We start from the raw sequence: 23,723 nt of genomic DNA on the forward strand, positions 1-23,723 counted from the left end.
ATATTGTATGTAATTATGATTATAACACACTATATATAGATATTCTTATGACAGAACCGTGAATCTTATTAATATGTCTCCAGAAGGCTATACTAATGACAACTAATCGCTGCAACTAGTGAAAGGAGCACTACGATGACCTTCGACTCTAAGACGCAGAACACATTGGACAACGGTTCGGCATTCGCAAGACGCAAGCTGCATCCGCATGTTGACCTGCAGATTGACCGCTCCTGGTTCGATGAGCTTCAGCATCGGATGAGCCGCAACGGACCTTGGGATGACTGGACGCTCTATCAGCTAGCCATGGAAGCAGAGCAAGCGAAGCGGGTTGAGAGCTTCGAACAACTTCAATGCCTGCGCACTCTGCCATCCTTCGAACCCATGCCCCATCAAATCGATACCGCCAGCAAAGTTCTGCACGAAATGGGAGGCCGGGCGATTCTGGCTGATGAGGTAGGCCTCGGCAAAACGATCGAAGCCGGTCTGGTGCTGAAGGAATATATGGTGCGCGGTCTCGTTAAGCGAGTACTTATTCTCGTACCCGCTTCTCTCGTGCTCCAATGGGTGAGAGAGCTGAACCAGAAGTTCGGCATTTCCGCCGTCGCTCAGAAGAAAGAACATACATGGGGCTATGACGTTGTCGTAGCTTCCATGGATACAGCCAAGCGCGATCCTCACCGTGAGCGTGTGCTCGGCACCGATTATGACCTGATTATCATTGACGAGGCTCATAAGCTGAAAAATAAAAAAACAACCAACTATCAATTCGCAACACAGCTTCGCAAAAAATATTGCCTGCTCCTGACAGCCACGCCGATTCAGAACGATCTGGACGAGCTGTACAATCTGATCACCTTGCTAAAACCCGGTCAATTAGGCGGACAAAGCGATTTTGCCGCGAATTTCGTCGTCGACAAGCGGCTTCCAAAGAATGAGGATCAGCTCCAGGAAGCGTTATCCTCCGTCATGATCCGCAACCGGAGAGGAGACGGCGGCATTCATTTCACCAAGCGCTTCGTCAAAAACATCCCGCTCTCCCTTTCGCCGGAGGAGAAAGCGCTCTACGATGCCGTCACCGGCTTCGTGAAGGAACGGTACGACGAGAGCGGCGGCGACTTGACCAGCATGCTGTCGCTTGTGACGCTGCAGCGGGAAGTATGCAGCAGCAGAGACGCGGTTTTCCTGACTTTAGTTAATCTATTCAAGAAAACAACAGAAGACTCTCCTCTCCGTCCAAAGATTTGGGAGCTGGTAGAGAAAATCAAAGGCATTACCGCCAATACCAAGGCCGAAAAAGCGATGGAGCTTGTTAAGGAAATGAATGAGAAGGTCATCATCTTTACGGAATACCGGGCGACGCAGGAATATTTGCTGCAGTTTTTCCGCGCGCATGATTTGATGGCCGTCCCCTACCGGGGTGGCATGAACCGGGGTAAAAAAGATTGGATGATGGACCTCTTCCGCGGCCGCGCTCAAATTCTGATTGCGACGGAAGCTGGCGGCGAAGGCATTAACCTGCAATTTTGCCACCATATGATCAACTTCGACCTTCCCTGGAATCCGATGCGGGTAGAGCAGCGAATCGGCCGCGTCCATCGTCTAGGCCAGACTGAGGACGTCAAGATCTACAACTTGTGCACACTTGGCACAATCGAAGAACATATTGTTAATCTGCTGCATGAGAAAATCAATCTGTTCGAGCTTGTCATCGGGGAGCTGGATCATATTCTGGAGAAGCTGGAAGGCGGTGAATCACTGGAGCAGCGGCTCGCCAAGGTATTGCTGGAATCCGGCAATGATCAGGATCTGAAGCGTCAATTGCATTCCTTGGGCAGCTCGATCAGCGAAATTCGCAATGAAGTGAAGTCGAAAGGCAGCAATCCGTATTCTCCTGGCCCCAATCTTCTAGTGAAGATGGACAAGCTCGGTCAGTCTGTGGAGGTGAAACCGTGAATACGAAGCAGATTCATAAGTTTGTCAACCGGTATTTGGAGGCGACCGATTGCTCCATTATTGAGAAATCTCCTGCACACTTCACAGTCAAGCTGTCGCCGGATGCAGACCGCGAACTGACCAATCGTCCGTACTATTGGAGCTTTGTGGACCGGGTAGGCGCCGAACCCGAGACGATGACCTTCCTGTTCGTTACGGATAAGGAAAAATATGAAGCTGGACTGCAACCCGACCCTGTGACAGCGAAGCCGGAAGTGCCGGATAGCCAGGCAGCTGCAACGGATGCCGCTCTTGCCCGCTCCTTCGGCTTTATTAACAGCTCGGTTAACGCACCAAGAATTCCAAGGCAAGACGTCTACTTTGGCTCCCAGAGGCTTGAGCAGCTGTTCGGCGCTGCCAAGTCGCGAGGCAGCTACGTTTACCTGTTCCAAGAGCCGGACAAGCGGGGAGCGAGCCCGTTCAGTTCCACCCCATATACCGCATGGCTAGGGGTCAACATCAAAGTGGAGTTCGCCTGCGACCGGAAGCGCGAAGAAATTCACAGCTTCGGCGTATCGCTTGTAACCGGCTATTGCGCCGACCACTTCCACGATCGGCTGCTGGAGCTGCGGCTTACCCCCCGTCTGCCGGCCAACATTCATGTGACCAAAAACGGTATATCATTCGTCAAAGCGCAGGCGATTGTGGAGCAAGCGTTGGAACGCAAGCTGAAAAACTATGATTATACGTGGGCGGGAGACGCCTCCGCCAGACTGCAAGAGGAACTGGAGCGAATCGACACTTATTACAAAACGCTTCTGCAGCATGCGACAGACGAAAACAAGCCAGCCATCCAGGAGCAATACGAGCAGCGGCAGGCAGAGACAAGGTGGCAATACGAGCCGCGGGTGACGGCTTCCGTCATTAACTGCGGCGTTTTTCACCTGGAGGGAATTGATTGAATAGAAAAAGACGGAAACCGCATCTATGCGGCAAAAAAACCTCTATTATTCATGGTGAAGCAGCGACAGGTTGCAACAGCCTTCTTCGAGCCTGTCCGCTACACTTAGATGGAGGTGATGACAAATGTCAAAAATCGTATCCAAATCATGGATGGCTGTACTGCTTGTTCTGTTGTGTCTAATCGCAGGGATTGGCAGCTTTCAGGCTGAAGCGTCGACAGTCGAGCCAACTTCCGATTCTACATTCTCTGACGTACAGTTACAGGCACAGTTCTGGGCGGACGAGCTAGCGGCTAAGCCTGGGTATAAGACTTGGAAGGGTTCAAGCATTACCGTATCTCCTCTTGGTCCGGGCACGCACAGCTGGCTTGCCATTATTCAGAATTCAACCCAGGAGCCTGTCGGCTATCTCGTTATTCACGCTGCAGAGGATGGCAGCTTCCAGCTCGGTGAATACGGTACCGGCTCTTATCCGTTGTTCAATGAACAATCGCTGCAGCTCTCGCTGCTGCAGCTTGAACTTATACCTAATCAAATTAAAGCGGAGCGTGTATACACCCATCCCCTTCACGCAGCATGGCGGATCACATCCAGTTCCATGGTCCATTATGCCGATGCTGTGTCCGGGGAGCATCTGCCAATTAGCAAGGATGAGGAGTGGGACGATCCTGCCGAGGATAGCCTTGCGGCATCTCCTGGCTTAACCGGCGCACAAGCGGAGATTAAGAAGGCTATAGTTATCCCTTTCTTCAATCCGTATGGCCGACTGCCATGGCTGACGAAATCGCCAATTACTATGAACGATCAGACCTATTCTTCATTGCTGAAGTGGGTTCGGGAAAAGAAAGAAATTCGTTTCACGGTGGAATCCTATGAAGGCAAGCTGCTTCAAGTGTGGTCGGTTGTGGGGTATGATACGTGGGAAGGCGGCCAGCTTTATCTTGCCTTAAGCAAGGAAGAATCAGATGACCGCCGATATATGCCAATTGAACTGCTGGTGAAGCAAGGAAAGTTTTATCGTTAAGAGTTTCGATGTGTGCGGCTTCTGCTGCGCCACCAGATAAGCAAGCTCGCAGGTCCCCATCCGAACCATCGCGTCAGCCAAGGCTCTCTTTGCGCCTTGGCTGTCGTTCGTGCTTGCTTCCGTTCCTCAGCAGGCGTCTCCATATATTGCACCAATTGCTCGGTCATGTATTTGACCAGATCATTGCCTCCCGCCATGTCCGTCACCTCCCGTAATACGTGCTATCTAAAGCTTTCCCTATTCTTTTTGCACCTAACCATGCATGAGTTTACCTCCGGAAAGCCACGATAACGTAAAAGGTCAGCCTTGACGACTAGTGATATGGAGAATATGAACAATACGCAGGAGGCGCAATCATGCATCGGTTGCTTATCATTAGCTTACTTTCGTTAATATGCGCTGTAGGGGGAAATGCCTCAGCGGGGGCATCGGGTGAGGAACGTTTGGAACGTTACGACAAGGAGCTGAGCTGGACGCTTCCGCATACGACGGTCATTATTGATGTCGGGCATGGCGGTATAGATGGAGGCGCATCGCATGGCTCGACCTTGGAGAAGGATATCAATCTGGCTGTTGCAAGCAAGCTTTATCTTATACTGAGAAGTCAAGGCATTCCTGCCGTCATGAATCGTACGGGCGATTATGCGCTCAGCGAAGAGAACAGATGGCATAACACCCGCTCGCGCCATCGCAAGGATCTGTCTCAGCGCAGGCAATTAACTGAAGAGATCGGCAATGAATTGCTGGTTAGTCTCCATGTGAATGCCGCACGCAACAGCACCAAACGCGGACCGCTTGTCCTTCATCAGACTGCCGGTGAAAGCGCCCTGCTTGCATTCTGCCTGCAAGACGCGCTGAATAGACAGCAAGCAACAGTAAGCCTCCCGCGTCTCGGAGAGCCGTTCTATCTGCTCCGTCGCGTCGACCAGCCCTCCGTCATTATCGAGATGGGCTTTATCAGCAATGCAGCGGATAGAGCAATGCTGACCGATCCTGCCAAACAGAATGAGATCGCGCATGCGATCGCCTCAGGGATTCGGCAATACAAATGGGTCGCTCATTGAGCCATTGATCATATCGGACAGCTTGACGAAGGTAGCAATATTCTGCATCCCGGGAATGGACTGCTTTAACACCGTAGCAGTCTTCTTGCCCGGTGGTCCGACATGTCCAATCGTCACGGCGCTATCATGGGTTTCCAGATGCTTCCGAAGAACGGATACCTGCTTCGAGATATGCTGCTCCGTATACACATCATCCAGAAATACATCATTCGAGAGAAGCGTGATGCCGACTTCCTCGGCTATCTTCGGCACAACCGTTTTGAAGGTAGTCCGGCTATCTAGAAAGAACAATCCTCGTTCCTTGCATACCGTCAACACGACGCGCATGATACGCTCGTCCGCAGTGATTTTGGAACCCATATGATTGTTCATCCCGATCGCGTGTGGCACATTATCGATCGCTTCCTCAATCCGCCTGCGCACGTCTTCGTCGCTGAGATCAGCTGTGATTGCACCCGGTCCAAGCCATTTTTTGAGTCCTTTATTCGGCTCCATCGGCATATGTACAATCACATCATGTCCAAGCTTATGAGCAGCCTCCGCATCTTCTTTGGTCGTTGGCATGAACGGCATAACGGCAACGGTGATATGCACCGGAAGCTTCAGCATTTCCTCTGTGCCGGGCATCCCATTGCCGAAGTCATCAATAACGATAGCCAGACTGTGGCTGTCTGCAGCTTTGCTCCCAGCCTCCGCCAACCCTTGAGTAACGGAAGCGTCAGCCATTACAGGTGCTGTCAGCAATGCCGCAAGCATCAGTAACCCGCTGGTCCGCTTCAGCAGCAAGCCTGCGCGAGTTAGCCGCTTCGGTTGTCCGCTGTTCTGGTTCATGTTCATAAGCAAGACTCCTGTTCTCTCAGTGTATGTTCTGCGAATATCTCGTTTATTATTTCCTTAACAGGAATGAATTATGAAACCTAGATTTGCTGAATCAAGCAAAGGGACTAGACTGAAAATTTAAACTTCAGGCAAATGGTTGACTTGCCCTCCAATGACATGCGACAATAAGTTTCGTCAATAACATATGCGGTCGTGGCGGAATTGGCAGACGCGCTAGATTCAGGTTCTAGTGGTGTAACAGCCGTGGAGGTTCGAGTCCTCTCGACCGCACCAACCATGCATGATAAACTCATCCATTGCGGAGACGCAACAGGTGAGTTTTTTTGCGCTTTTTTATTAATTCAGGCAGGCATCCATGCCGCATGTTTTTTTATTTCGGACCCAAAAGAGCCGCTTGAAATTATATATATTCATTTACTAATTTTACATTATTTGATAGATTGATTTTGAAGGTGAACGCCTCTTCACCCCATTGCTGGCCAGCATCTGTCTAGACATCCCCTTCAGAAATCGGATTGGAAAGGACGATGATCGATGAGAACGAAGAGAGCTATGTTGACCATGCTGGCAGTTATAATGGCGTTCATATTTACAATGCCTGCATCCGCTTCTACTCCTGCGCTGCAATACCCTTATGGCTATACCCTTGTAGGCGGAGGCGATCTTACGATTACCGGCTACTCGACACGAGGCGCTTACCCGGGGGATAATGACGTAAGACTTTACAAAGGCAGCTCATTGTACAATCAAACAAGTATGTTTGGAATCGGTCATTTCAGCTATACCTATCATAATTTGCCGGAAGGGACGTATTACTTCTTCTTCCCCGGCCAGCCATGGTCCATTTCCGACGTTACCTTTACGTTTAACTAATACATGCACCTCTTGCCCTGGAGCTTTGCTCCGGGGTTCTTTTACTTCCCGACTTTTTTTAAAATCAGGAAATAAATGCTTGACCTGCATTCAACCTTTATGGTAAGATCATTTTCGTTGACGTCAAATGACATGCGGTCGTGGCGGAATTGGCAGACGCGCTAGATTCAGGTTCTAGTGGTGTAACAGCCGTGGAGGTTCGAGTCCTCTCGACCGCACCATATCGTACTTAACAGGTTTCCATTCTGGTTCTGCCAGATCGGGAACCTTTTTTTGTTACCTGGAATTGAGTTGCTGCTGTTCCTTAAAGCCATCTGTCACTTGATTGGATAAACACCAAAAAGGTGCTAATCATTTAGCACCTCCCGTTGAATAATTTTCATTCTACTTGAAATGGACTAATTCCCAGGGTAATAGAATACGTTCGTCCCTCCCTTTTTTTATCCGCTATTATTATGAATAAATAACCAATGGCTGCAAAGTTGAAGACGTATATTGATGCAAAAAGTTGACCACATTTAAAATCGGTATCTGAATGGCGATACAAGTGAACTTGTCTTCACGATCAAGGCGAGAGCGAAAGATAGCAAACATATAGCGAGGAACCGTCAACATGTGTGGAGGATATGCCTAATCCTTCATTCCAAATAAATAGCGCAAGCTTCGAGGCCGACATCGCCTTGCAGCTTGCGCTTATCCTAAAATGTAATACGTTGCTCATACGCCCCTACTCTCCGTAACGCTCCAGTACCCGATAGATCGCATCCGTTCCGAAGCCGATCGCTTCCACAGGGACACGCTCATCCGCCGCATGAATCAGTTTGGTAAACTGCAGTTCCTGAGGCAGCGGCATGGGGAGAAACCCGTAAGTTTGGATACCAAGCCGGGCAAAAAATCTTCCGTCCGTCCCCCCTGGCAGCAGCATCGGCACCGGAACAGCCTCCTTGTCCGCTGCCTTCAGCACATCGGACAATAATGAGAACATGCCCATGTCGGGAGCGGCAGCGCAAGGATCATGGCGAAGCACTTCAAGCTGGACAGCTTTGTCTAGCATATGCTCATACAGCTCCTCCATGAATTGCTCTGGCGTTACGCCCGGCAGCGTTCTGCCGTCCAACTCGACGACTATTTCGCTGGGATGAACGTTGATCTTTTCGCCGCCGCGAACAACGGTAGCACTGACCGTATTGCGAAGGAGCGGAGCGAAGGTGCTCCCTTTCTCCCCTAGCAGCTTCAGAATCATATTGCCCAGCCGCGGTCGCAGCAGTCCCTTCAGCAGCAGCGCTGGCAGGAATGGCAGCGCTTCGGCCATGCCTTCTATCATGTATCGGGCTGCAGGATGGGGGCGAATCGGCAGCTTGTTCTGGCTAAGTGACTGCAGCATCCCGCCGAGTTGCGCCATGCAATCAACACCGGATTTGCCCATTGATCCATGTCCGCCGTCTCCCCGGATCGTCGCTTTTAGCCAGCAAAGCTGCTTCTCCGCCACCATAACAGGATAAAAGGTTTTTCCCAGTGCATGGAATGAAAAACCGCCAAACTCGCCAATCGCATATCGGACATTCTCGAAATATCCGGCATGCTCCCGAACCAGGAAGGAGGCGCCGTATTCGCCTCCGGCTTCCTCATCGCTGACAATCGCCAGAATCAGATCGCCGCGCAGCGGCAGCTTGCTGACATGTGCGCGGAGAAAGGCGGATACCAGCATAGCAACGCCGCCCTTCATATCCAGACTGCCGCGTCCCCAGACGAAACCGTCATGGATCTCCCCACCGAACGGGTCCCGGCTCCAGGCTTGCTTGCCGACGCCGACAACGTCCACATGCCCGTACAGCAGCAGTGGAGGAGCTGCTCCGCTGCCCTTCAGCCTTGCCAGTAGATTGGGCCTGCCAGGATCAAGCGCTTCGATCCGCGTCTCGATACCCGCATCCTCCAGCAATTGCCGGATATACAGAATGCATGCAGCTTCCTCTCCCGGCGGATTGGTCGTATTGTAGCGAATCAGCTTTTGTAGAATTTCAACGGGTGAAGGCAACGATGCGATGCCATCGCTTATGTCTGGGTCATGCCAATCAAGGGCTTGTCGGATCACCGTTCCTCAGCTCCTTCCTATTGATGACTGCTTGCATATTGCCGATTGGATGGGGCTGTTCCGGGCAAGCTGCTCAATCCGAACTCATCCCGCAGGCTTGCAAGCCGTCGCTCTCTCTCTTCGGCAGATGCGCCTTTCGTGCGGAACACCGACTCCAGCATCTCAATGGCAGCCGTCACATGCTCCGCCACTACCTGCTCCCCCGTCTCACGCAGCTTATCGATAAGCTTTTGCACACTGCGGTAAGGCGTCGAAACGCCTTGCTCATATTGTGCCGCATTCCAGTTCCGGTTGCGGATACAGGTAGCAATCGCAAGGCAGCGATTCAGCAGCTCAATGGAATAATTACCGGCGTGACGGCGCGACGCCACGAGATGCGCTTCATCCTCCTTATCGTCGAAAGCCCATACGTTCAGACGCTCTGCTTGCGACAACCGCTTCAACACGGTGCCCGGGCCAAGCTCAACGGCGGCAGCAATGTCATTACGCTGTAGAAACTGGAGCACCGCTATCCAATTAACAGGGTCCGTCAATCCTCTCGCCAGCAGCTCTGGTATCTCTCCCGCATTCTCGTAAGGCAAGCCCGTCAAGGAAGACACAACGGGAAAACCCGGTTCCCCGTAAGAGATGCGGCCCAGCTCCTCAGCGAATTGCGCTGCCGCAGGCGCCATCAACGGACTATGGAACGGCGCGCTCACCTGTAAAGGTATGACGGAGGCGCCATACTGAATCAACCTCTCTGACGCTTCCCTGACAGCCTCCTGATGTCCGGATATTACCGTTTGTTGCGCTGAATTTATATTGGAGACCACCACGACACCATTCCCGCCCGCAGCATCTGAGCTCACTACCGAGCAAGCAACCGCAACCGTTTCAGGACTAAGCCCGTTCACGGCAGCCATCCCGCCGATGCCAGAGGCCGCCGCGCCTTGCATCAGCTCGCCGCGTCTGCGCACAAGCCGAAGCGCATCCGGGAATGCAATAGCTCCCGCGCAAGTTAAGGCTGTGATCTCTCCCAGGCTGTGTCCAGCGGCTATCGCCGGAGCATACCCCCACTCCCCGCTATAGACCCGGTACATGGCCACGCCCAGCGCAAGAATAGCCGGCTGGGCATTCTCCGTCCTTGTCAGTTCAGACATCGGCCCTTCATACATCAAGCGGTCCAGCCGCAGCCCAAGCGCCTCGTTCGCTTCATCCATCGTCTCTTGGACTACTCTATAGCGCTCGCTCAGCGCTTTCCCCATTCCGGCGCGCTGAGAGCCCTGGCCGGGAAACCATATCGCATGTTTGTCCAGCATCATCCGTCACGCTCCTTTAGGGGTCAGATTAAAGCAGGAATCTTTGTCAACGTATTGTTCAGCAGTGTCAAGACTTCCTTTTCTTGCTCATGCACAAAAAAATGTCCGCCCTCGAAGAAAGCCAGATCGCAGCCACCCGCTGCGTAGAGCTCCCAATCGTTCAATGAGCCTTTGACGGTGCTGTCCTCCTTGCCGCTAAGAATTGTAAGCTTGAGCGGCAGCGGCTTCCGCTTCTGAGGTTCATATTCGCCAACCAGCTTGAAGTCGGCTCGTAAGATCGGCAGGAATAGATCCAGCAGTTCACGGTGCTGAAACAACTCGGCTGGCATGCCGCCAAGCCCCTTCACCTCTTCCAGAAACTCTTCATCCGGCAGCTCGTGAAGAGAAAGTTTCTGTTCATGCTCACAATGCGGCGCACCTCTGCCGGAGAGGAAAGCCGCAACCGGCAGAGGCATATTTTCCTCTACCAGCGCATGAAGCAGCTCGTAGACTAGCAAGCTTCCCATGCTGTGACCGAATATAGCATACGGTGCGGCGTCAAGCGCCGCTTCTCGCACCAAAGGCAATAAATCCTCTACAGCTTCCGCTGCATTCCTGTAAAACGGCTGTCCCATCCGGCTTCCTCTGCCCGCCAGCTCAGCCGGGACCAGACGCAAGGACGGGTGAAGCTTTCCCGTCCAGCGTTTGTATACTTGAGCGGAGCCTCCTGCATAAGGCACACAAATTAAAGTGACCATCATAACGCCCGCCTCTCGGGTAGCATGATTGAACAAATGATCTTAAGCGCCTGCGGCAAGCGTTGTCCAGAACGCTTTTTCCTTCGCGAACAGACCGTTCGCAAACGCCAGTTCTCTATCGCGCTCGAAGTCTCCAGTCACAAACCGGTCCTTCACCAGATCCCATCCGTCCCGGACCGTACCAAGCTGCTCCGAGAGCGACTGATACAGCGATTCACTGATCAGCTTCTTCTCCTGCAAGGAACGAAGCAGCGATGTGTTGGCAATATGCCTGTTGCATATAATATTGACCCCGACCAGGCCATACGTCAGATGAGCTTGCTTTTTCTCCGGATCGGGATCCACGTTCCACATTCCCTCTATTGAAAACGCGCCAAGCTCCTTCACAAGCCGCTCCGCGTTTTCTACCACTTCAGCCAGCTTCAGTTCGTAGGGCTGAATGTTGTCTTGCAAATTGTATACGTAATAGGCAGGTCCCAAGTAGTCGGGATTCACATTATATTCTGCGTTGCCATATGCCTTAAGCAGCCTCTCAGCCGGCACTTCATGCTCTTCGTAGCCCGCAAGCGTATCGTCGATAACGTAAAAGGTTCCGCGCTCCTCGTCGTATCCGTTAAACAGCGAATAATGATACCAATGGAACGTCTTCCATGCCATACTGCCCGGCAGCCAATCATACAAATCGACGTTCAAGCTCATATTGCGCCCGCCTTTGAGCATAGCTTTGATTTCCTCTAAAACCGTATCGTTGCTGCGGAAGTGGCCCGGCTCAATGTAGCGGATCACTTGCGCAAGCGGAAACTTAGCCGGATTGTCCATATAATAGAGCGTATCAATCGTCGGATAGCGGAAGTCCTTGTCCGTTGCGGCCTCCCATGGGTAATAACGGTAAATATTAAGATATGCCGCCTCCCTGTAGCTTGGCTCCTCCGACACCGCAATGGAAAACGCCTGGTTCAGCATACAGTTCATCCAAAACTCGTTAAATGGTTTTCTTTCCATCGACAGCTTCATTATTCGCCGCCTCCTTCAATTGAAATTGTAGGATTAACCCTGTTCATTCCCCGCAATAATCGCACTGATCTTCCGGCTTCCGCCTCCTTCAATCATGGCACGCACGATCGCCACATAATCATCAACCAGCGCCTGTGCAGTCTCTTCCCCGAAGAGGCTTGTCGCGTATTCCAGACCAAATCCCATTACCCCGTTTCGGTCTCCCGCTTCGAGCGTTAGATCAAACTTGCTGACACCCGGATCAAATTCCTTAGGCTCAAACTCGATTCCGCCCGAGCGGTAAGCGACGCGATCTATATTTTGCAGAATAAACATCGTGTCAAACAACGGATTACGGCTCCGGTCCTGTTCGATTTCCAGCTTCTGCACCAAATCCTCGAACGGATAATCCTGATGCTCCAATGCCCGCAGCACATCTTCATGCAGCTCGGACAAGTAGTCGCCAACTGTCCTGTACGACTCCGGGAAGCTGCGAATCGCAACCGTATTAACAAACATTCCGATCAATCCTTCTAATTGCGCATCATTGCGGCCGGCTACAGGCGTGCCGACAACAATATCTTCTTGCCCGCTCCATTTGCTGAGCAGCATCGAATACGCTCCCAACAGCACCGTATATAGCGTCGTACCGCGCTCACGGGCAAATGCCTGGACTTGATCAGAGAGTTCCTTATCAAATTCAAAATGAATCAGACTGCCCTCAAACCGCTGCAGCTCCGGCCTTGGCCTATCCGTCTTGAGCTCAAGCGTAGGCAGTTCGCCGTCGAACGCCTCCAGCCAATAACGTTCATGTCCCTTATAGGCCTCGCTGTCGATTCGATCCTCTTGCCATACCGTATAATCCCGGTACTGGATGCTAAGCTCCGGCAGTTCACCGCCGCCATACAAGGTCGTCAGCTCCTTCAGCAGCACGCTGACGGATACGCCGTCGGTAATTATATGATGGATGTCCAGGAGCAGAAGATGGCGCTCTTCACTAAGCTGGATTAATCCAGCCCTGAACAACGGGAGGCTTCCCAGGTCATACGGGCGGATAAAACGTTCCATCAGCATGCTGATCCCGTTATCCAGCCCTTCGTCTCCGCCTTCCGAAAGCAGCTTGCCTGCCGCCATTCTAAGCCTCGCATTGCGCTCCAGCGTAAATACCGGCTCCGCATGCACGCGCTGGCGGAACTCGTCTTCCTCATGATGGAACGTCGTTCTTAACGATTCATGACGTCTCATAATCTTGAGGAATGAGGCCTCCAGCCGATCCACATCAAGCTTGCCTTGCATATGGACGGCAAACGGCACATGGTACATCGTTGCTTCGCCCGATATAAGCCCCATCATAAATTGGCGGCGCTGCGCTCTGGACATGAGATAATGCTCGCGTTCCGGCTGCTTCGGAATACGATCGGCGGCTTGCGTTCCGCTGTTGTCGAGCAGAGATGCAAGCACTTCAAGCGTAGGGTTCATGAATATGTCGCGCAGCGTCACCTGCAGGCCGAATCGTTCCGCAATGCGGCTGACCATGCTTGCCGCCTTCAAGGAATGGCCGCCAATCTCGAAGAAGCTGTCTTTGGCGCCAATAGCATCCGTCCCCAGCAGTTCCCGCCAAATCGCTGCCAGCTTGCGCTCTGTATCTGTCGTTAGCGGAGCAAGCTCACGCTGGCCTGCATTGGCCATTCCCGGCTGTGGCAGCGCCCTTCTGTCGATCTTGCCAGTTGGCGTAAGCGGAATCCCTTCCAGGAACATCATGAACGCCGGTACCATGTATGCAGGAAGCTTGTCACCGAGATAGTCGCGCAGCTTCCCGATCATCCGACTTGTATAATCAGCCGCATCCGATTCCGCTGTCTGAGGCTCCCGCAGGACGATGTAGGCGCATAACGCATAATCTCCATCCTCCTCCTGGAATGCCGTGACCACTGTTTCCTTCACATGCTCGTGGCGCAGCAGCAACTGCTCGATCTCGCCAATTTCAATTCGGTGGCCTCTGATCTTGACTTGAAAGTCACGACGGCCCGCGTAGACGAACTCGCCATTTTCAAGCCTTCGTCCAAGGTCGCCCGTCCGATACATTCTTTCGCCTTGCGCATAGGGATTCAGCACAAAAGCGGCATCCCACTCAGGATGGCTAAGATACCCTCGTCCGACACCCGCTCCGCCAATGCATATTTCACCGACAACGCCTGTCGGCTGCAGCTTTAACCCCTCATCAAGCACCATCATAACGGAGCCTTCAATCGGTGTGCCGATCGTAATGTCCTCGCCTGCGGTCACTTCCCGAACCGAGGTCCATACCGTCGTCTCTGTAGGACCATACAGATTGTACAATCTGGCTCCGGTTGCAGCGCGCAGCCTGTTCAGCAAATCAGCCGTGAGGGGCTCCGCTCCGATCATGAGCACACGCAGCGCCTGCAAGGCATCGGATTCGCCAGTCTGGTTCATCCACCATTTGAAGCGGGATGGCGTAATTTGCAGGACATCCACCCCGTGAGCAGCAATTAGCCCTTGCAGCAGAATAGCATCATTGCGCTCTTCTTCGCTTGCCAATACAATCCGCATGCCTAACGTAAGCGGCAGCACATTCTCTACAATAAAGATGTCAAAGGAGACCGATGCCATCGCCAGAATGCCTTGACCCCGCGCAAGCGGCATGCTGTTCTTGAAGCCGCTGATGAAATGGGATAAGCCGCGGTGCTCGATCATCACGCCTTTGGGCCGTCCGGTCGAACCCGACGTGTACAGCACATACGCCAAATCCCCCGGTTTATTGACCGGTTCCGGGTTTCCCCTGTCCGCAGCGTATAGTTCCGGTTCGTCCAGATACCATTCCACAATCGCCTGGGATACACGTCCGGCATACGCTTTTTCCGTCAACAGCAGCGCCTCTCCGCAATCCTCCAGCATCCAGTCTATCCGTTCCTTCGGATAAGCGGGATCAATGGCAACGTATGCGCCGCCCGCTTTCAGAACACCTAAGATGCCTACCAGCATCAGCGGACTGCGATCTGCCATAAGCGCAACAATCCGTTCAGGTCCTACGCCTTTTGCCCGAAGGGAGTGCGCTAGCCGATTCGCCCGTTCGTTCAGTTCGGCGTAGGATACAGTCTCTATGCCAAATTGAATCGCAGCTGCGTCGGGCGTACGGGCGGCTTGGCGCTCCACTTCCTGCACAATACCAACCCATTCCGCCGTTGCAAGCCGAGCGGCTGCGTTGCCGTCCCCTGGCTGGTCCGGCATTTCTTCCTGAACCTTCATTTCCATCCTGTCACTGCTCCTCTCTCTGCCAGTGGCCTTCACCGGCAGGGCCCCTCCGGCTATGGATGCCAATAGTTTCTCGCGCTCGTCCGTGCTCATCAGCTCCAGCTCACCGATCATTTGATCCCGTTTTCCGCACATTTCCCGCACCAGAACGGTGTAGCATTCCGCCATGCGGCGAGCGGTTTCCTCATAGAACAAATCTGCCGCATATTCCAACTGGAGCTCGATCTCGTCTTCCCTCTCCATCGCTTCCAAGGTTAAGTCAAACTTGCTGGTCCCCGCCTCGAAAGGCATTTCGCGGAATACGACTCCGTCCCCTTCCATGACGGCTTGATCCATATTTTGCAAAATAAACATGACATCGAACAACGGATTGCGGCTTCTGTCCATATCAAGCTTCAACTGCTCAACCAGTTCCTCAAATGGATAAGCCTGGCGCTGAAGCGCCTGTATGACATGGCTGTGCAGCTCGGTTACATAATCGCGCACCGTCTTTTCATTTGCCGGCCGTGTCCGCAGCGCCAGCGTGTTGACAAACATCCCGATCATCCCGTGCGTATCGGCATGCTCCCTGCCCGCAGCGGGTGTGCCGATAACGACTTCAGGCTGACCGCTGTATCTTGCGAGCATGGCGGCAAAAGCGCCAAGCAGAACCGTGTACAGCGTCGTCCCCGATTCCCGCGCCAGCTTTCTGGCACTCGCAGTTGTCTTAGCGTCCAGTCGGAACGAATACCGGTGGCCTCTATAACTCTGCATCGCCGGCCTTGGACGATCCGTCGGGAGCTCCAGCACAGGGAGCTTGCCCCCGAAGATGTCCAGCCAATAGCGTTGATGCTCCTCATATGCGGAATCCGCAAACCTGGCTTCCTGCCATACCGCATAATCGCTGTACTGTACGCGAAGCTCTGGGAGCGTGCTACCGGAGTAAAGCTCCGTCAGCTCCTTCACCAATATGCCGGAGGAGACGCCGTCTGTCACGATATGATGGATATCCAGAAGCAGCAGATGCTCTTCATCCTGATCCAGCCGCATAAGACCCGCCCGCAGCAGCGGCAGCTGATCGAGATGGAATGGACGCTTGAACGCTTCCATCAGCTCAGTCACCCATGTCTGGCTTGGCTTATTGCCGCCAGGCGTGCCCTCCTCGGTCCACGCCGCCAGATGCAGCATCTCCAGCTCGAAAGTATAAGGCTCATGCACCACTTGCCTGAACTGGTCATTCGTCATATGGAATGTCGTTCGCAAGCTTTCGTGCCGGCTAATCAGCGATGAGAAGGCGGCCGTAAGCCGGTTCGCATCAAGCTTGCCCTGCAGCCGAATAACAAATGGCACATGATACATCGTGGCTTCGCCGGCCAGCAGCTGCATCATATACTGCCGACGCTGGGCGCGCGACATCGGATACCACGCTTGACTCTCTGCAACCGGAATCGGCTGAATCGACACTGAGGCGACATCCTGCTCCTTCAGCCATACAGCCATGTCCGCTATCGTCGTCTGATCGAACATCACGCTGAGAGGCACCTCAACGCCCATGGCCTGCTGAAGTTTCCCCGCAAGCACGGCTGCTTTCAGAGAGTGGCCGCCAAGCTCGAAGAAGTCGTCAAATACACCAAACGTTCCTGTCGCATCGCCCAATACTTCTCTCCATATAGCGGCTACCCGCTCTTCCGTCTCATTGCGCGGAAGCTCCAGCTCCATAAGCTCCCGCCCCTGAGCCTCAGGTTCCGGCAAAGCCCGCCGGTCTACTTTTCCGTTGGGCGTAAGCGGTATCGCATCAATCGCTGCGACATAAGCAGGAATCATCGCTTCCGGGAGCTTGTCCTTCAGCTTCCTTCTCCACTCTCGCGACGGGTGCTTATCCGAAGAGACCACATACGCGCACAGCTCTTTTTCCCCGTTTTCATGCACGCGGACCACAACTGCCGCATCTTCAACTTCGGGAAGCGTGAGAAGCTGCGAGCGAATTTCGCCCATCTCAATCCGCACGCCTCTGATTTTGATTTGCTGGTCGGCCCGGTCCACATACATGGCGTTTCCATCCGGCAGCCACTTCGCAATATCCCCGGTGCGGTACATGAATCGTCCATGTTGCTCCGGATGCGGGACGAATCGGCTAGCCGTCATCTCCGAATTATTCCGATAACCGAGGGCAAGACCGTTGCCGCCGATATACAGCTCTCCGGCTGCTCCGAAGGGAGCAAGCTGACCGCCATAACCGTAAATAAATATTTCGACGTTATGCATGGGCCCGCCAATCGGCACATAGCCGCCCCGATAGGCCCCCGGCTTATATACATACATATTGGAGCAAACTGTCGCTTCAGTCGGGCCGTATCCGTTAATTATTCGAATGTCGGGATTAAGCTTCGTGTACAGCTCCAGCGTCTCGTCTTTGATCGGCTCTACGCCAACGAGCATTTTATTCAGCTTAATGCCGGACCTCTCTTGCTCCAGCAAACGCGCTACCTCTTTCAATAGAGACGGAGGAATGTAGGCGAATGTGGTTTGTTCTTCCGCTATAACCGCCGCGATTTTTCGCGGATCAAGCAATTTCGGCTCTGGATAAAGCACCACGCAAGCCCCAAACATAAGCGGCATAAACAATTCTGCTACACTGACATCGAACGAAATATTGGTCAGGCTCAAAGCTCTGTCCCCGGCTCCGTATTGTCCGTCAAAAAACGTCCTGAGCGAATGCCCGAAGTTGTAGAAGCTGCGATGCGGCACCATAACGCCTTTTGGCTGACCCGTCGACCCGGAAGTATAGATAACATACATGGGATCATCCGCCCTCGCCTCATGCTTTGTCGACGAGAATAGGGCGCCTTCCTCCTTCAAAAATAACGCATCGTCTGCCAGATCCAATACTTGCAGCGTTGCAGGAATGCAAGCTGCGGCATCAGGACGCGCGTCGTCCCTGTACACCAGCTCCGCGCCGCTGTCCGCAAGCATATAGCGGATGCGCTCCTCAGGGTAATGAGGATCGATGGGCAGATAAGCGCCTCCCGCCTTCATAACGCCTAGCATTGCGGCCAGCATCGGAATAGAGCGCTCCGCCATAATGCCGACCACGCTGCCGCGACCGATACCTTTGGCTTGCAGCGTGCGTGCCAGCGCGTCCGTGCGGGCATCCAGCTCCCGATAAGTCAAGGAATTGCCGCCGAAGGATACGGCCGGCAAGTCGGGAACGACTGCCGCTTGCTCCCTGAAGACCTCATGCAGGCAACGCTCTGGCGGGAATTCCGCTTCACGCCTTCCAATCGCAAGCAATTGCCGGCGCTCTTCCTCCGTCAGCATAACCGCTTCACCTAATGTTGCCTCTGGCCGAAGCGTCAAGCTGCGCAGAAGCTGCACATAATGCCTCATGAACCGATCGGCTGTCGCGCGGAGAAACAAATCGGTATTAAATTCCACAACAAGACGCATTCGATCCCCGTTCTCCACCGCTTGAATCATCAAATCGTATTTGGCTGTTCCATGCGCGAACCGCTGGTGGCGATATAACAATCCTTCCGTCGAAGAGTCCGGTATGCCCAGATTTTGCATGATGAACATGGTATCAAACAACGGACTGCGGCTGGCGTCCCTTCTGTCGATCCATTGGGCCATTTCCTCAAACGGATAGTCTGCATGAGCATAAGCTCCGGCCGCAGTCTCTTTCACTTCAGCCAGGAAGGCTTTGAACGATTTATTCGCCCCAGGATACGCCCGCAGGACAAGCGTTCCTGTGAACATGCCTGCCACTGCTTCCAGCTCGCGCCTGGTCCGACCCGCTATCGGCGTTCCAACGGCCACATCCTCGGCACCCGTGTAATGAGCCAGGAAGGTGTAATACGCCGCCAGCAGCACCATGAACGGCGTTGCACCCGATTTCACTGCAAGGCTGCGCACTTCCGCCATCAGACCGGCTTCGACGTATAGATCGAATGTTTCGCCGCGATTGCCTTTTACAGGCGGGCGTGGGAAGTCGGTCGGCAGCTCCAGCACCGGCCACTCGCCTTGGCATTGCTCCCTCCAATATTTCTCCGCCGCTTCAGAAGGAGGTATTGTCTCCTGCCATACCGCATAATCCTTGTATTGCAACGCCAGAGGCGGCAACGTGTCCCCCTGGTATAACCTCATGAGCTCCGACAGAAGAATGCCCGCCGACATGCCGTCCGAAGCAATATGATGCATATCCAGGAACAGCAAATGCCGCTCCGGTTGCAGCGTCAGTAATGCAGCACGCAATAGCGGGGCCGTATCAAGCTTGAACGGCTGGTATAGTCTTTGCAGCACCGCTTCGGCTTCCCGTTCTTCCGCCTCTATGCGGATGAGCTGGAAAGGAATGCTGGCATGAACGCGCTGCCTGATCTCCCCGTCTATCACATGGAACGTCGTGCGAAGCGTTTCATGTCGCTCCACGATCATTTGCAGGGCAGTCTCCAGCCGGTCCGCATCCAGCACTCCGTCCAGCTCCAGTAATTCGGGCAAATTGTAGCTCCGGTCATCCGGCATCGCCTGCTGCTGCAAGTACATGCGTTTTTGCGGTGATGAAACCGGATAATGCTCTTGCACAGGAGCTTTCGGCATAGCTTCCATGACATGCCTGGAGGCAGCAGCGGGATCTCCCTGGGAAATATCACCTTCCGCCACAGCCGCGGCATTCTCCTGTGCTCTCTGTTCAACGATGGCCGTAAACGATGGCAAATCGGCATGCGCCAGCAAATCCACAACCTGCACCCGAACACCTGCAAGCTCGCTTATCCGGTTCACAATTTTAAGCGCAATAATGGAATCGCCGCCAAGATCGTAAAATCCGGCATCCGCAGGCATTTCAGCATAGCCGAGCAGATCTCCCCAGACGTCTGCGACACGCTGCTCCCAGGCAAGGCCGGAACGCGCTCCGGTTAACGTAACGCTTCTGCCAGGCTTCGAGGTCTGCCCCTTCATCGACTCCAGCGCCGCTTGCCACCGGGCAAACGACTCTTCCATCTCTTGTCGAAGCTGCTGAGGCATATCCTCATTCAGCCACCTGTTGCTCCAAATGGCCGATGGCGTTTGAAGCGCAGCTCCATGCTGCTCCTCCTCCACCCAGCAATGATGAAGATCAAATGGATACGTTGGAAGCGGGATCCTTAAACGTCGTTTTCCTTGATATACCTTCTTCCAGTCGATTTCATGCCCTGCCGCAAAACGTCCGCCAAGCTCAGCAGCTTCCAGCGCCCGTTCGTCATGTTCGTGCTGCTGGCGCAGCCCTCCAGCCGCCGGGGAATCCGCCATGCCGTAATAGACGTTCGGCAATACAAGCTCATCCGGCAAACCGCCTTCGGCTACAGCCTGCAAAGCTTGAGCAAGCTCGTCCCTGCTGCTTGCCACAATAGCAAGCCGGTGCCGATGCGCTCCCCGGCCTACAGCCAAGGTATAGCAGACATTCGCAAGACTCCAGCCTTCGTCGCCGCCATGCTGTGAAACCCAGTCCCGATACAGCTGCACGAGCCTCTCCAATGCCGTCTTGCTGTGAGCGGATAAACAGAACAGCTCCGTGCCGGTCGAATTTGGCCGCAAGGCCCCGGTTGCTTCCCCCGCCACAGCAGACTGCGACGCGATTCCTCTCGCAGTCCCTCCCCGGCCCGCCTGACGCTGAGCCGGAGCTTCCTCCAGAATGACATGGCAGTTGGTGCCGCTCATGCCAAACGCGCTGACGCCGCATCTTCTAGCACCTGCTTCCGTCTCCCATGGCGATAATTCGTCATTGACATAGACCGGGGAATCCACAAAGGGAATCTTGCGGTTAGGCGACCGGTAATGAAGCGTTGGAGGAATTTGCTTGTGAACAAGGGACAAAATTCCCTTGAGCAGACCGGCAATGCCTGCCGCATGGTCCAGATGGCCGATATTGCTCTTAAGCGAACCGATTGCACAGAATTGCCGTTTATCGGTGTATCTCCGGAAAGCCCGTGTAAGCCCGTCGATTTCGATCGGATCGCCCAGCGAAGTTCCCGTGCCATGAGCCTCCATATAGGTTACGGTCTCGGGATCAATGCCCGCATCCTGCCACGCGCGGACAATGACATCTTCCTGTGCCAGCGCATTCGGAGCGGTAATGCCGACCGAGCTGCCGTCCTGATTCATCGCACTGCCCTTTATGACGGCATAGACGTGATCCCCGTCCTCCAAAGCACGGGACAACGGCTTAAGCAGCAATGCCACCACGCCATCGCCGATCCCCGTGCCGTCCGATGATTCATCGAAGGTTTTGGCCCGGTTGTCGCTCGACTCGATGCCGAGTCGAATACCTAGATCAAGCGGCAGCACATTAAGCTTTACGCTTCCGGCAATCGCAGCTTCGCATTCGCCGCTGCGAATGGATTGGCAAGCCAGATGTACAGCTACCAGCGATGAGGAGCAGGCCGTATCCACACTGATGGCCGGTCCCCGCAAATTAAGCAAATATGAGATTCGGCTGGGAATCATCGAGCTTAGATTGCCGGGAGCCGCCATCGAAAGGGCGTCCGGGCTCAATGTTTCTATCAATCGTTTGTAATCATGAAGAGCATCCGCATTATGTCCGATAAAAACTCCGGTGCGCGTGCCATGCAGCGATTCTCCCCCATGCCCCGCGTCCTCAAGCGCCTGCCAAGCGGTCTGCAAAAACAACCGCTGCGCAGGACTCATAAGGGAGGCCTCCTTGGGAGAAAGCCGAAAAAAGGAGTAATCAAAGCCAGAAATATCGTCCAAATACGCACCGTCAAAAAAGGAGACAGAGCCGTATTGCGCCTCCATACGACGCAAATACGGCTTCAGTTCCTCCTTGCGGGATTCTGGGAATCCGCCTACAAGATCTCGCCCGCTTCGCAGAAGCTCCCAAAAGGCTTCATGCGATTCTGCGCGAGGCAGCTTGGCGGATATCCCGACAATGGCTATATCCTTGACGGAAATATCGGAAATGGAACCCCCACTCCGCCCCTTCCGCCCGGATGTGTCATGATCTTTTTTTGCATCCAGCAGATCCAGTTGAAACATGGCGTCAATCCCTCCTAGCTAGTAATGGTACCGCTGACGGTTTGTCCCTTGCCCTTGCTTCGATTAGGCTGGCGCAGCAGCAGGCCTGCATGCACGGCAATGCCGAGTCCGCTAATCAGAGCCAATAAGCCAAGCGTGCCGGATTGCCAATCTACCGACCATTTTAATAGTAGATACAAGCTGCCCGTACTGAGGATATGTGCCGCAAGCGACGCCCAAAGCGAATTTGATCCGGCGCGGACAATACCATATACGATGGCACCTAACGCAGCGAACGCACCTATCGTCACATTCATAAATACGGCGCCAAACAGGACAGCCTGGAGCAATATCGTCCACGCAACAGATAAGCGCTGCCTTAAGGTATGGAACATCATCCCCCGGAACAGCCATTCCTCCAGCAAAGATCCGAGCAGCAAGCTGCCCAGCAGAAAGATGATGAACCGGCCTCCGGCTACAAATGCAACCAAATCCGCAATGGCCGGAAAGTTGACCTTTATCCAAGGCAGTCGGGTAAACGTTGCAATAAACAAGCCAAGCCAAATCCCCGTTCCGGCGGATAGCCACAGCGACCCGCTGCGCGGCCGGACAAACCCTAATTCCTTAAGCGTAATCTTTTGCAGGCGCAATAACGGGATATATATGGCCAGCACGATAATATTGGAGACAATCAGCACGATGCCGGAATTGTTCACAATCCAGTCGTGAAGCTTGGGATCGCTGATCCAGTTATACATGGCTTGATTAACCAGCATGACGATCGCCGCATAAATAACCAAATACAAGATGGCCTTTGCCGCTATCCGGATACTCTTCAAGCTGATGTCACCGCCTCGTCAGGCACCGACGCTGCAACTCGTCCGCGGTGCTTCACCGCGAAGAACAGACCCGCTGCAATCATGGCAGCCGCCACAGCCATGACGATCGACAGGACTGCCGCATTGTCCGACTCGGGTCCGTAATGCCACAGCAGGTATTGGCTGCCTTGACAGGCAATTTGCGCGGCAATCGGGGCCCAGATGGACTTAAACCATACGTACAGCAGAGCGAAAATGACCGCTCCGAGGAAACCATACAGAGACAGCGGGATATCCCCGAAGAAAAACAGGGCTCCATACAAAACGCCTTGAATTCCAATTGCCAGCCAAACCGGCATGACACGCCGGAACTCATTCATCAGAACTCCTCTAAACAACGTTTCCTTATAGATGTTGCCGAGAATAAGGAACGTCAGGAACACATACCATTCCGCACGGTTCAGATAATCAAACAACTCGCGGAACTGGAATTTGTCCGAAGCAATAGCGGGCAGCTGGGAGAATGCAACCGTAAACAACCCCGCACCAAGACCGATCCATAAGGCAATGCCGACCGATCTTCGATCCATTAAACGAAATTGAGCCGCCTTGAACAGATTCCCCTTGAACAAAAAGCGCCAAGCCAGCACCATTAACGGCAGTCCCACAATATCGTTCAAAATTATGACAGTAACCGTGTTCCGCTCAAACCATGGGCTTAGCGGATAAATATAATCAAAAAACAGGGTCGTCACCGTAAAAAACCAAGCAAAATACAGACCGACAATAACAACTACACGGGATAGCATAATTCCCCAAGGCTTCATGCG

Annotated in this window: 14 protein-coding genes and 2 tRNA genes; 7 read left to right on the plus strand and 9 right to left on the minus strand. The window is 53.6% G+C overall.

What is annotated here, in order from left to right:
• The first annotated feature begins 135 nt into the window (after positions 1–135).
• The 3 genes from D3P07_RS01635 (at position 136) to D3P07_RS01645 (ending at position 3,921) form a co-directional block, all read left to right on the plus strand.
• Complete coding sequence (locus D3P07_RS01635) at positions 136–1,956, plus strand: DEAD/DEAH box helicase (RefSeq protein WP_119798346.1); 1,821 nt, start codon at positions 136–138, stop codon at positions 1,954–1,956.
• Positions 1,953–2,897 (plus strand): YqhG family protein, encoded by a 945-nt coding sequence (locus D3P07_RS01640; RefSeq protein ID WP_119798347.1) that lies wholly within the window; start codon positions 1,953–1,955, stop codon positions 2,895–2,897. Before D3P07_RS01635 ends, D3P07_RS01640 begins: the two co-directional genes overlap by 4 nt.
• 124 nt (positions 2,898–3,021) lie before the next feature.
• Complete coding sequence (locus D3P07_RS01645) at positions 3,022–3,921, plus strand: hypothetical protein (RefSeq protein ID WP_119798348.1); 900 nt, start codon at positions 3,022–3,024, stop codon at positions 3,919–3,921.
• Here D3P07_RS01645 and D3P07_RS01650 read toward each other — a convergent pair.
• Positions 3,918–4,118, minus strand: coding sequence for a YqzE family protein (locus D3P07_RS01650; protein ID WP_119798349.1), 201 nt, complete (start codon positions 4,116–4,118; stop codon positions 3,918–3,920). The two genes, D3P07_RS01645 and D3P07_RS01650, sit on opposite strands and share 4 nt — an antisense overlap.
• A 159-nt stretch (positions 4,119–4,277) precedes the next feature.
• Between D3P07_RS01650 and D3P07_RS01655 the strand changes: the two genes are divergently transcribed.
• Positions 4,278–4,985, plus strand: a complete 708-nt coding sequence (locus D3P07_RS01655) for an N-acetylmuramoyl-L-alanine amidase family protein (protein ID WP_119798350.1) — start codon at positions 4,278–4,280, stop codon at positions 4,983–4,985.
• Here the strand turns inward: D3P07_RS01655 and D3P07_RS01660 are convergent.
• On the minus strand, positions 4,950–5,816 hold the full coding sequence (locus D3P07_RS01660; protein WP_397334530.1) for a divergent polysaccharide deacetylase family protein: 867 nt from the start codon (positions 5,814–5,816) through the stop codon (positions 4,950–4,952). The genes D3P07_RS01655 and D3P07_RS01660 overlap by 36 nt on opposite strands.
• Positions 5,817–6,011: 195 nt before the next feature.
• On the opposite strand from D3P07_RS01660, the gene D3P07_RS01665 reads away from it, so the two are divergent.
• From D3P07_RS01665 to D3P07_RS01675, 3 genes are all read left to right on the plus strand, one after another.
• A tRNA-Leu gene (locus tag D3P07_RS01665) sits at positions 6,012–6,098 on the plus strand.
• A gap of 261 nt (positions 6,099–6,359) precedes the next feature.
• Positions 6,360–6,698: a hypothetical protein gene (locus D3P07_RS01670; RefSeq protein WP_119798351.1), complete on the plus strand. Its 339-nt coding sequence runs from the start codon at positions 6,360–6,362 to the stop codon at positions 6,696–6,698.
• Positions 6,699–6,832: 134 nt separating this feature from the next.
• Positions 6,833–6,919: transfer RNA gene (locus D3P07_RS01675), tRNA-Leu, on the plus strand.
• Positions 6,920–7,425: 506 nt separating this feature from the next.
• Here the strand turns inward: D3P07_RS01675 and D3P07_RS01680 are convergent.
• The 7 genes from D3P07_RS01680 to D3P07_RS01710 are packed head-to-tail and all read right to left on the minus strand — an operon-like array spanning position 7,426 to position 23,720.
• Positions 7,426–8,790, minus strand: coding sequence for a M20/M25/M40 family metallo-hydrolase (locus tag D3P07_RS01680; protein ID WP_119798352.1), 1,365 nt, complete (start codon positions 8,788–8,790; stop codon positions 7,426–7,428).
• Positions 8,791–8,807: 17 nt separating this feature from the next.
• Positions 8,808–10,091 carry an ACP S-malonyltransferase gene (gene fabD / locus D3P07_RS01685; protein ID WP_259391293.1) on the minus strand — a complete coding sequence of 428 codons (1,284 nt, stop codon included), beginning with the start codon at positions 10,089–10,091 and terminating at the stop codon, positions 8,808–8,810.
• Positions 10,092–10,111: 20 nt separating this feature from the next.
• Positions 10,112–10,828: a thioesterase II family protein gene (locus D3P07_RS01690; RefSeq protein WP_259391294.1), complete on the minus strand. Its 717-nt coding sequence runs from the start codon at positions 10,826–10,828 to the stop codon at positions 10,112–10,114.
• 39 nt (positions 10,829–10,867) lie between these two features.
• The gene (locus tag D3P07_RS01695) at positions 10,868–11,839 is read right to left on the minus strand and encodes a hypothetical protein (protein WP_119798353.1); all 972 of its coding nucleotides are present in this window, start codon (positions 11,837–11,839) and stop codon (positions 10,868–10,870) included.
• A 33-nt stretch (positions 11,840–11,872) separates the two neighbouring features.
• On the minus strand, positions 11,873–22,096 hold the full coding sequence (locus tag D3P07_RS01700; RefSeq protein ID WP_119798354.1) for a non-ribosomal peptide synthetase: 10,224 nt from the start codon (positions 22,094–22,096) through the stop codon (positions 11,873–11,875).
• Positions 22,097–22,110: 14 nt separating this feature from the next.
• The gene (locus D3P07_RS01705; protein WP_119798355.1) at positions 22,111–22,914 is read right to left on the minus strand and encodes a CPBP family intramembrane glutamic endopeptidase; all 804 of its coding nucleotides are present in this window, start codon (positions 22,912–22,914) and stop codon (positions 22,111–22,113) included.
• Positions 22,911–23,720 carry a CPBP family intramembrane glutamic endopeptidase gene (locus D3P07_RS01710; RefSeq protein WP_119798356.1) on the minus strand — a complete coding sequence of 270 codons (810 nt, stop codon included), beginning with the start codon at positions 23,718–23,720 and terminating at the stop codon, positions 22,911–22,913. Before D3P07_RS01710 ends, D3P07_RS01705 begins: the two co-directional genes overlap by 4 nt.
• Positions 23,721–23,723: the final 3 nt, after the last annotated feature.

The organism is Paenibacillus sp. 1011MAR3C5, from assembly GCF_003591485.1.
Classification (GTDB): Bacteria; Bacillota; Bacilli; order Paenibacillales; family Paenibacillaceae; genus Pristimantibacillus.

Coding starts and splice junctions, on each gene's coding strand:
- D3P07_RS01660 (WP_397334530.1), bottom strand. CDS start 5,816: ATGAACCAGAACAGCGGACAACCGAAGCGGCTAACTCGCGCAGGCTTG.
- D3P07_RS01650 (WP_119798349.1), bottom strand. CDS start 4,118: ATGGCGGGAGGCAATGATCTGGTCAAATACATGACCGAGCAATTGGTG.
- D3P07_RS01645 (WP_119798348.1), top strand. CDS start 3,022: ATGTCAAAAATCGTATCCAAATCATGGATGGCTGTACTGCTTGTTCTG.
- D3P07_RS01695 (WP_119798353.1), bottom strand. CDS start 11,839: ATGAAGCTGTCGATGGAAAGAAAACCATTTAACGAGTTTTGGATGAAC.
- D3P07_RS01635 (WP_119798346.1), top strand. CDS start 136: ATGACCTTCGACTCTAAGACGCAGAACACATTGGACAACGGTTCGGCA.
- D3P07_RS01710 (WP_119798356.1), bottom strand. CDS start 23,720: ATGAAGCCTTGGGGAATTATGCTATCCCGTGTAGTTGTTATTGTCGGT.
- D3P07_RS01700 (WP_119798354.1), bottom strand. CDS start 22,096: ATGTTTCAACTGGATCTGCTGGATGCAAAAAAAGATCATGACACATCC.
- D3P07_RS01655 (WP_119798350.1), top strand. CDS start 4,278: ATGCATCGGTTGCTTATCATTAGCTTACTTTCGTTAATATGCGCTGTA.
- fabD (WP_259391293.1), bottom strand. CDS start 10,091: ATGATGCTGGACAAACATGCGATATGGTTTCCCGGCCAGGGCTCTCAG.
- D3P07_RS01670 (WP_119798351.1), top strand. CDS start 6,360: ATGAGAACGAAGAGAGCTATGTTGACCATGCTGGCAGTTATAATGGCG.
- D3P07_RS01690 (WP_259391294.1), bottom strand. CDS start 10,828: ATGATGGTCACTTTAATTTGTGTGCCTTATGCAGGAGGCTCCGCTCAA.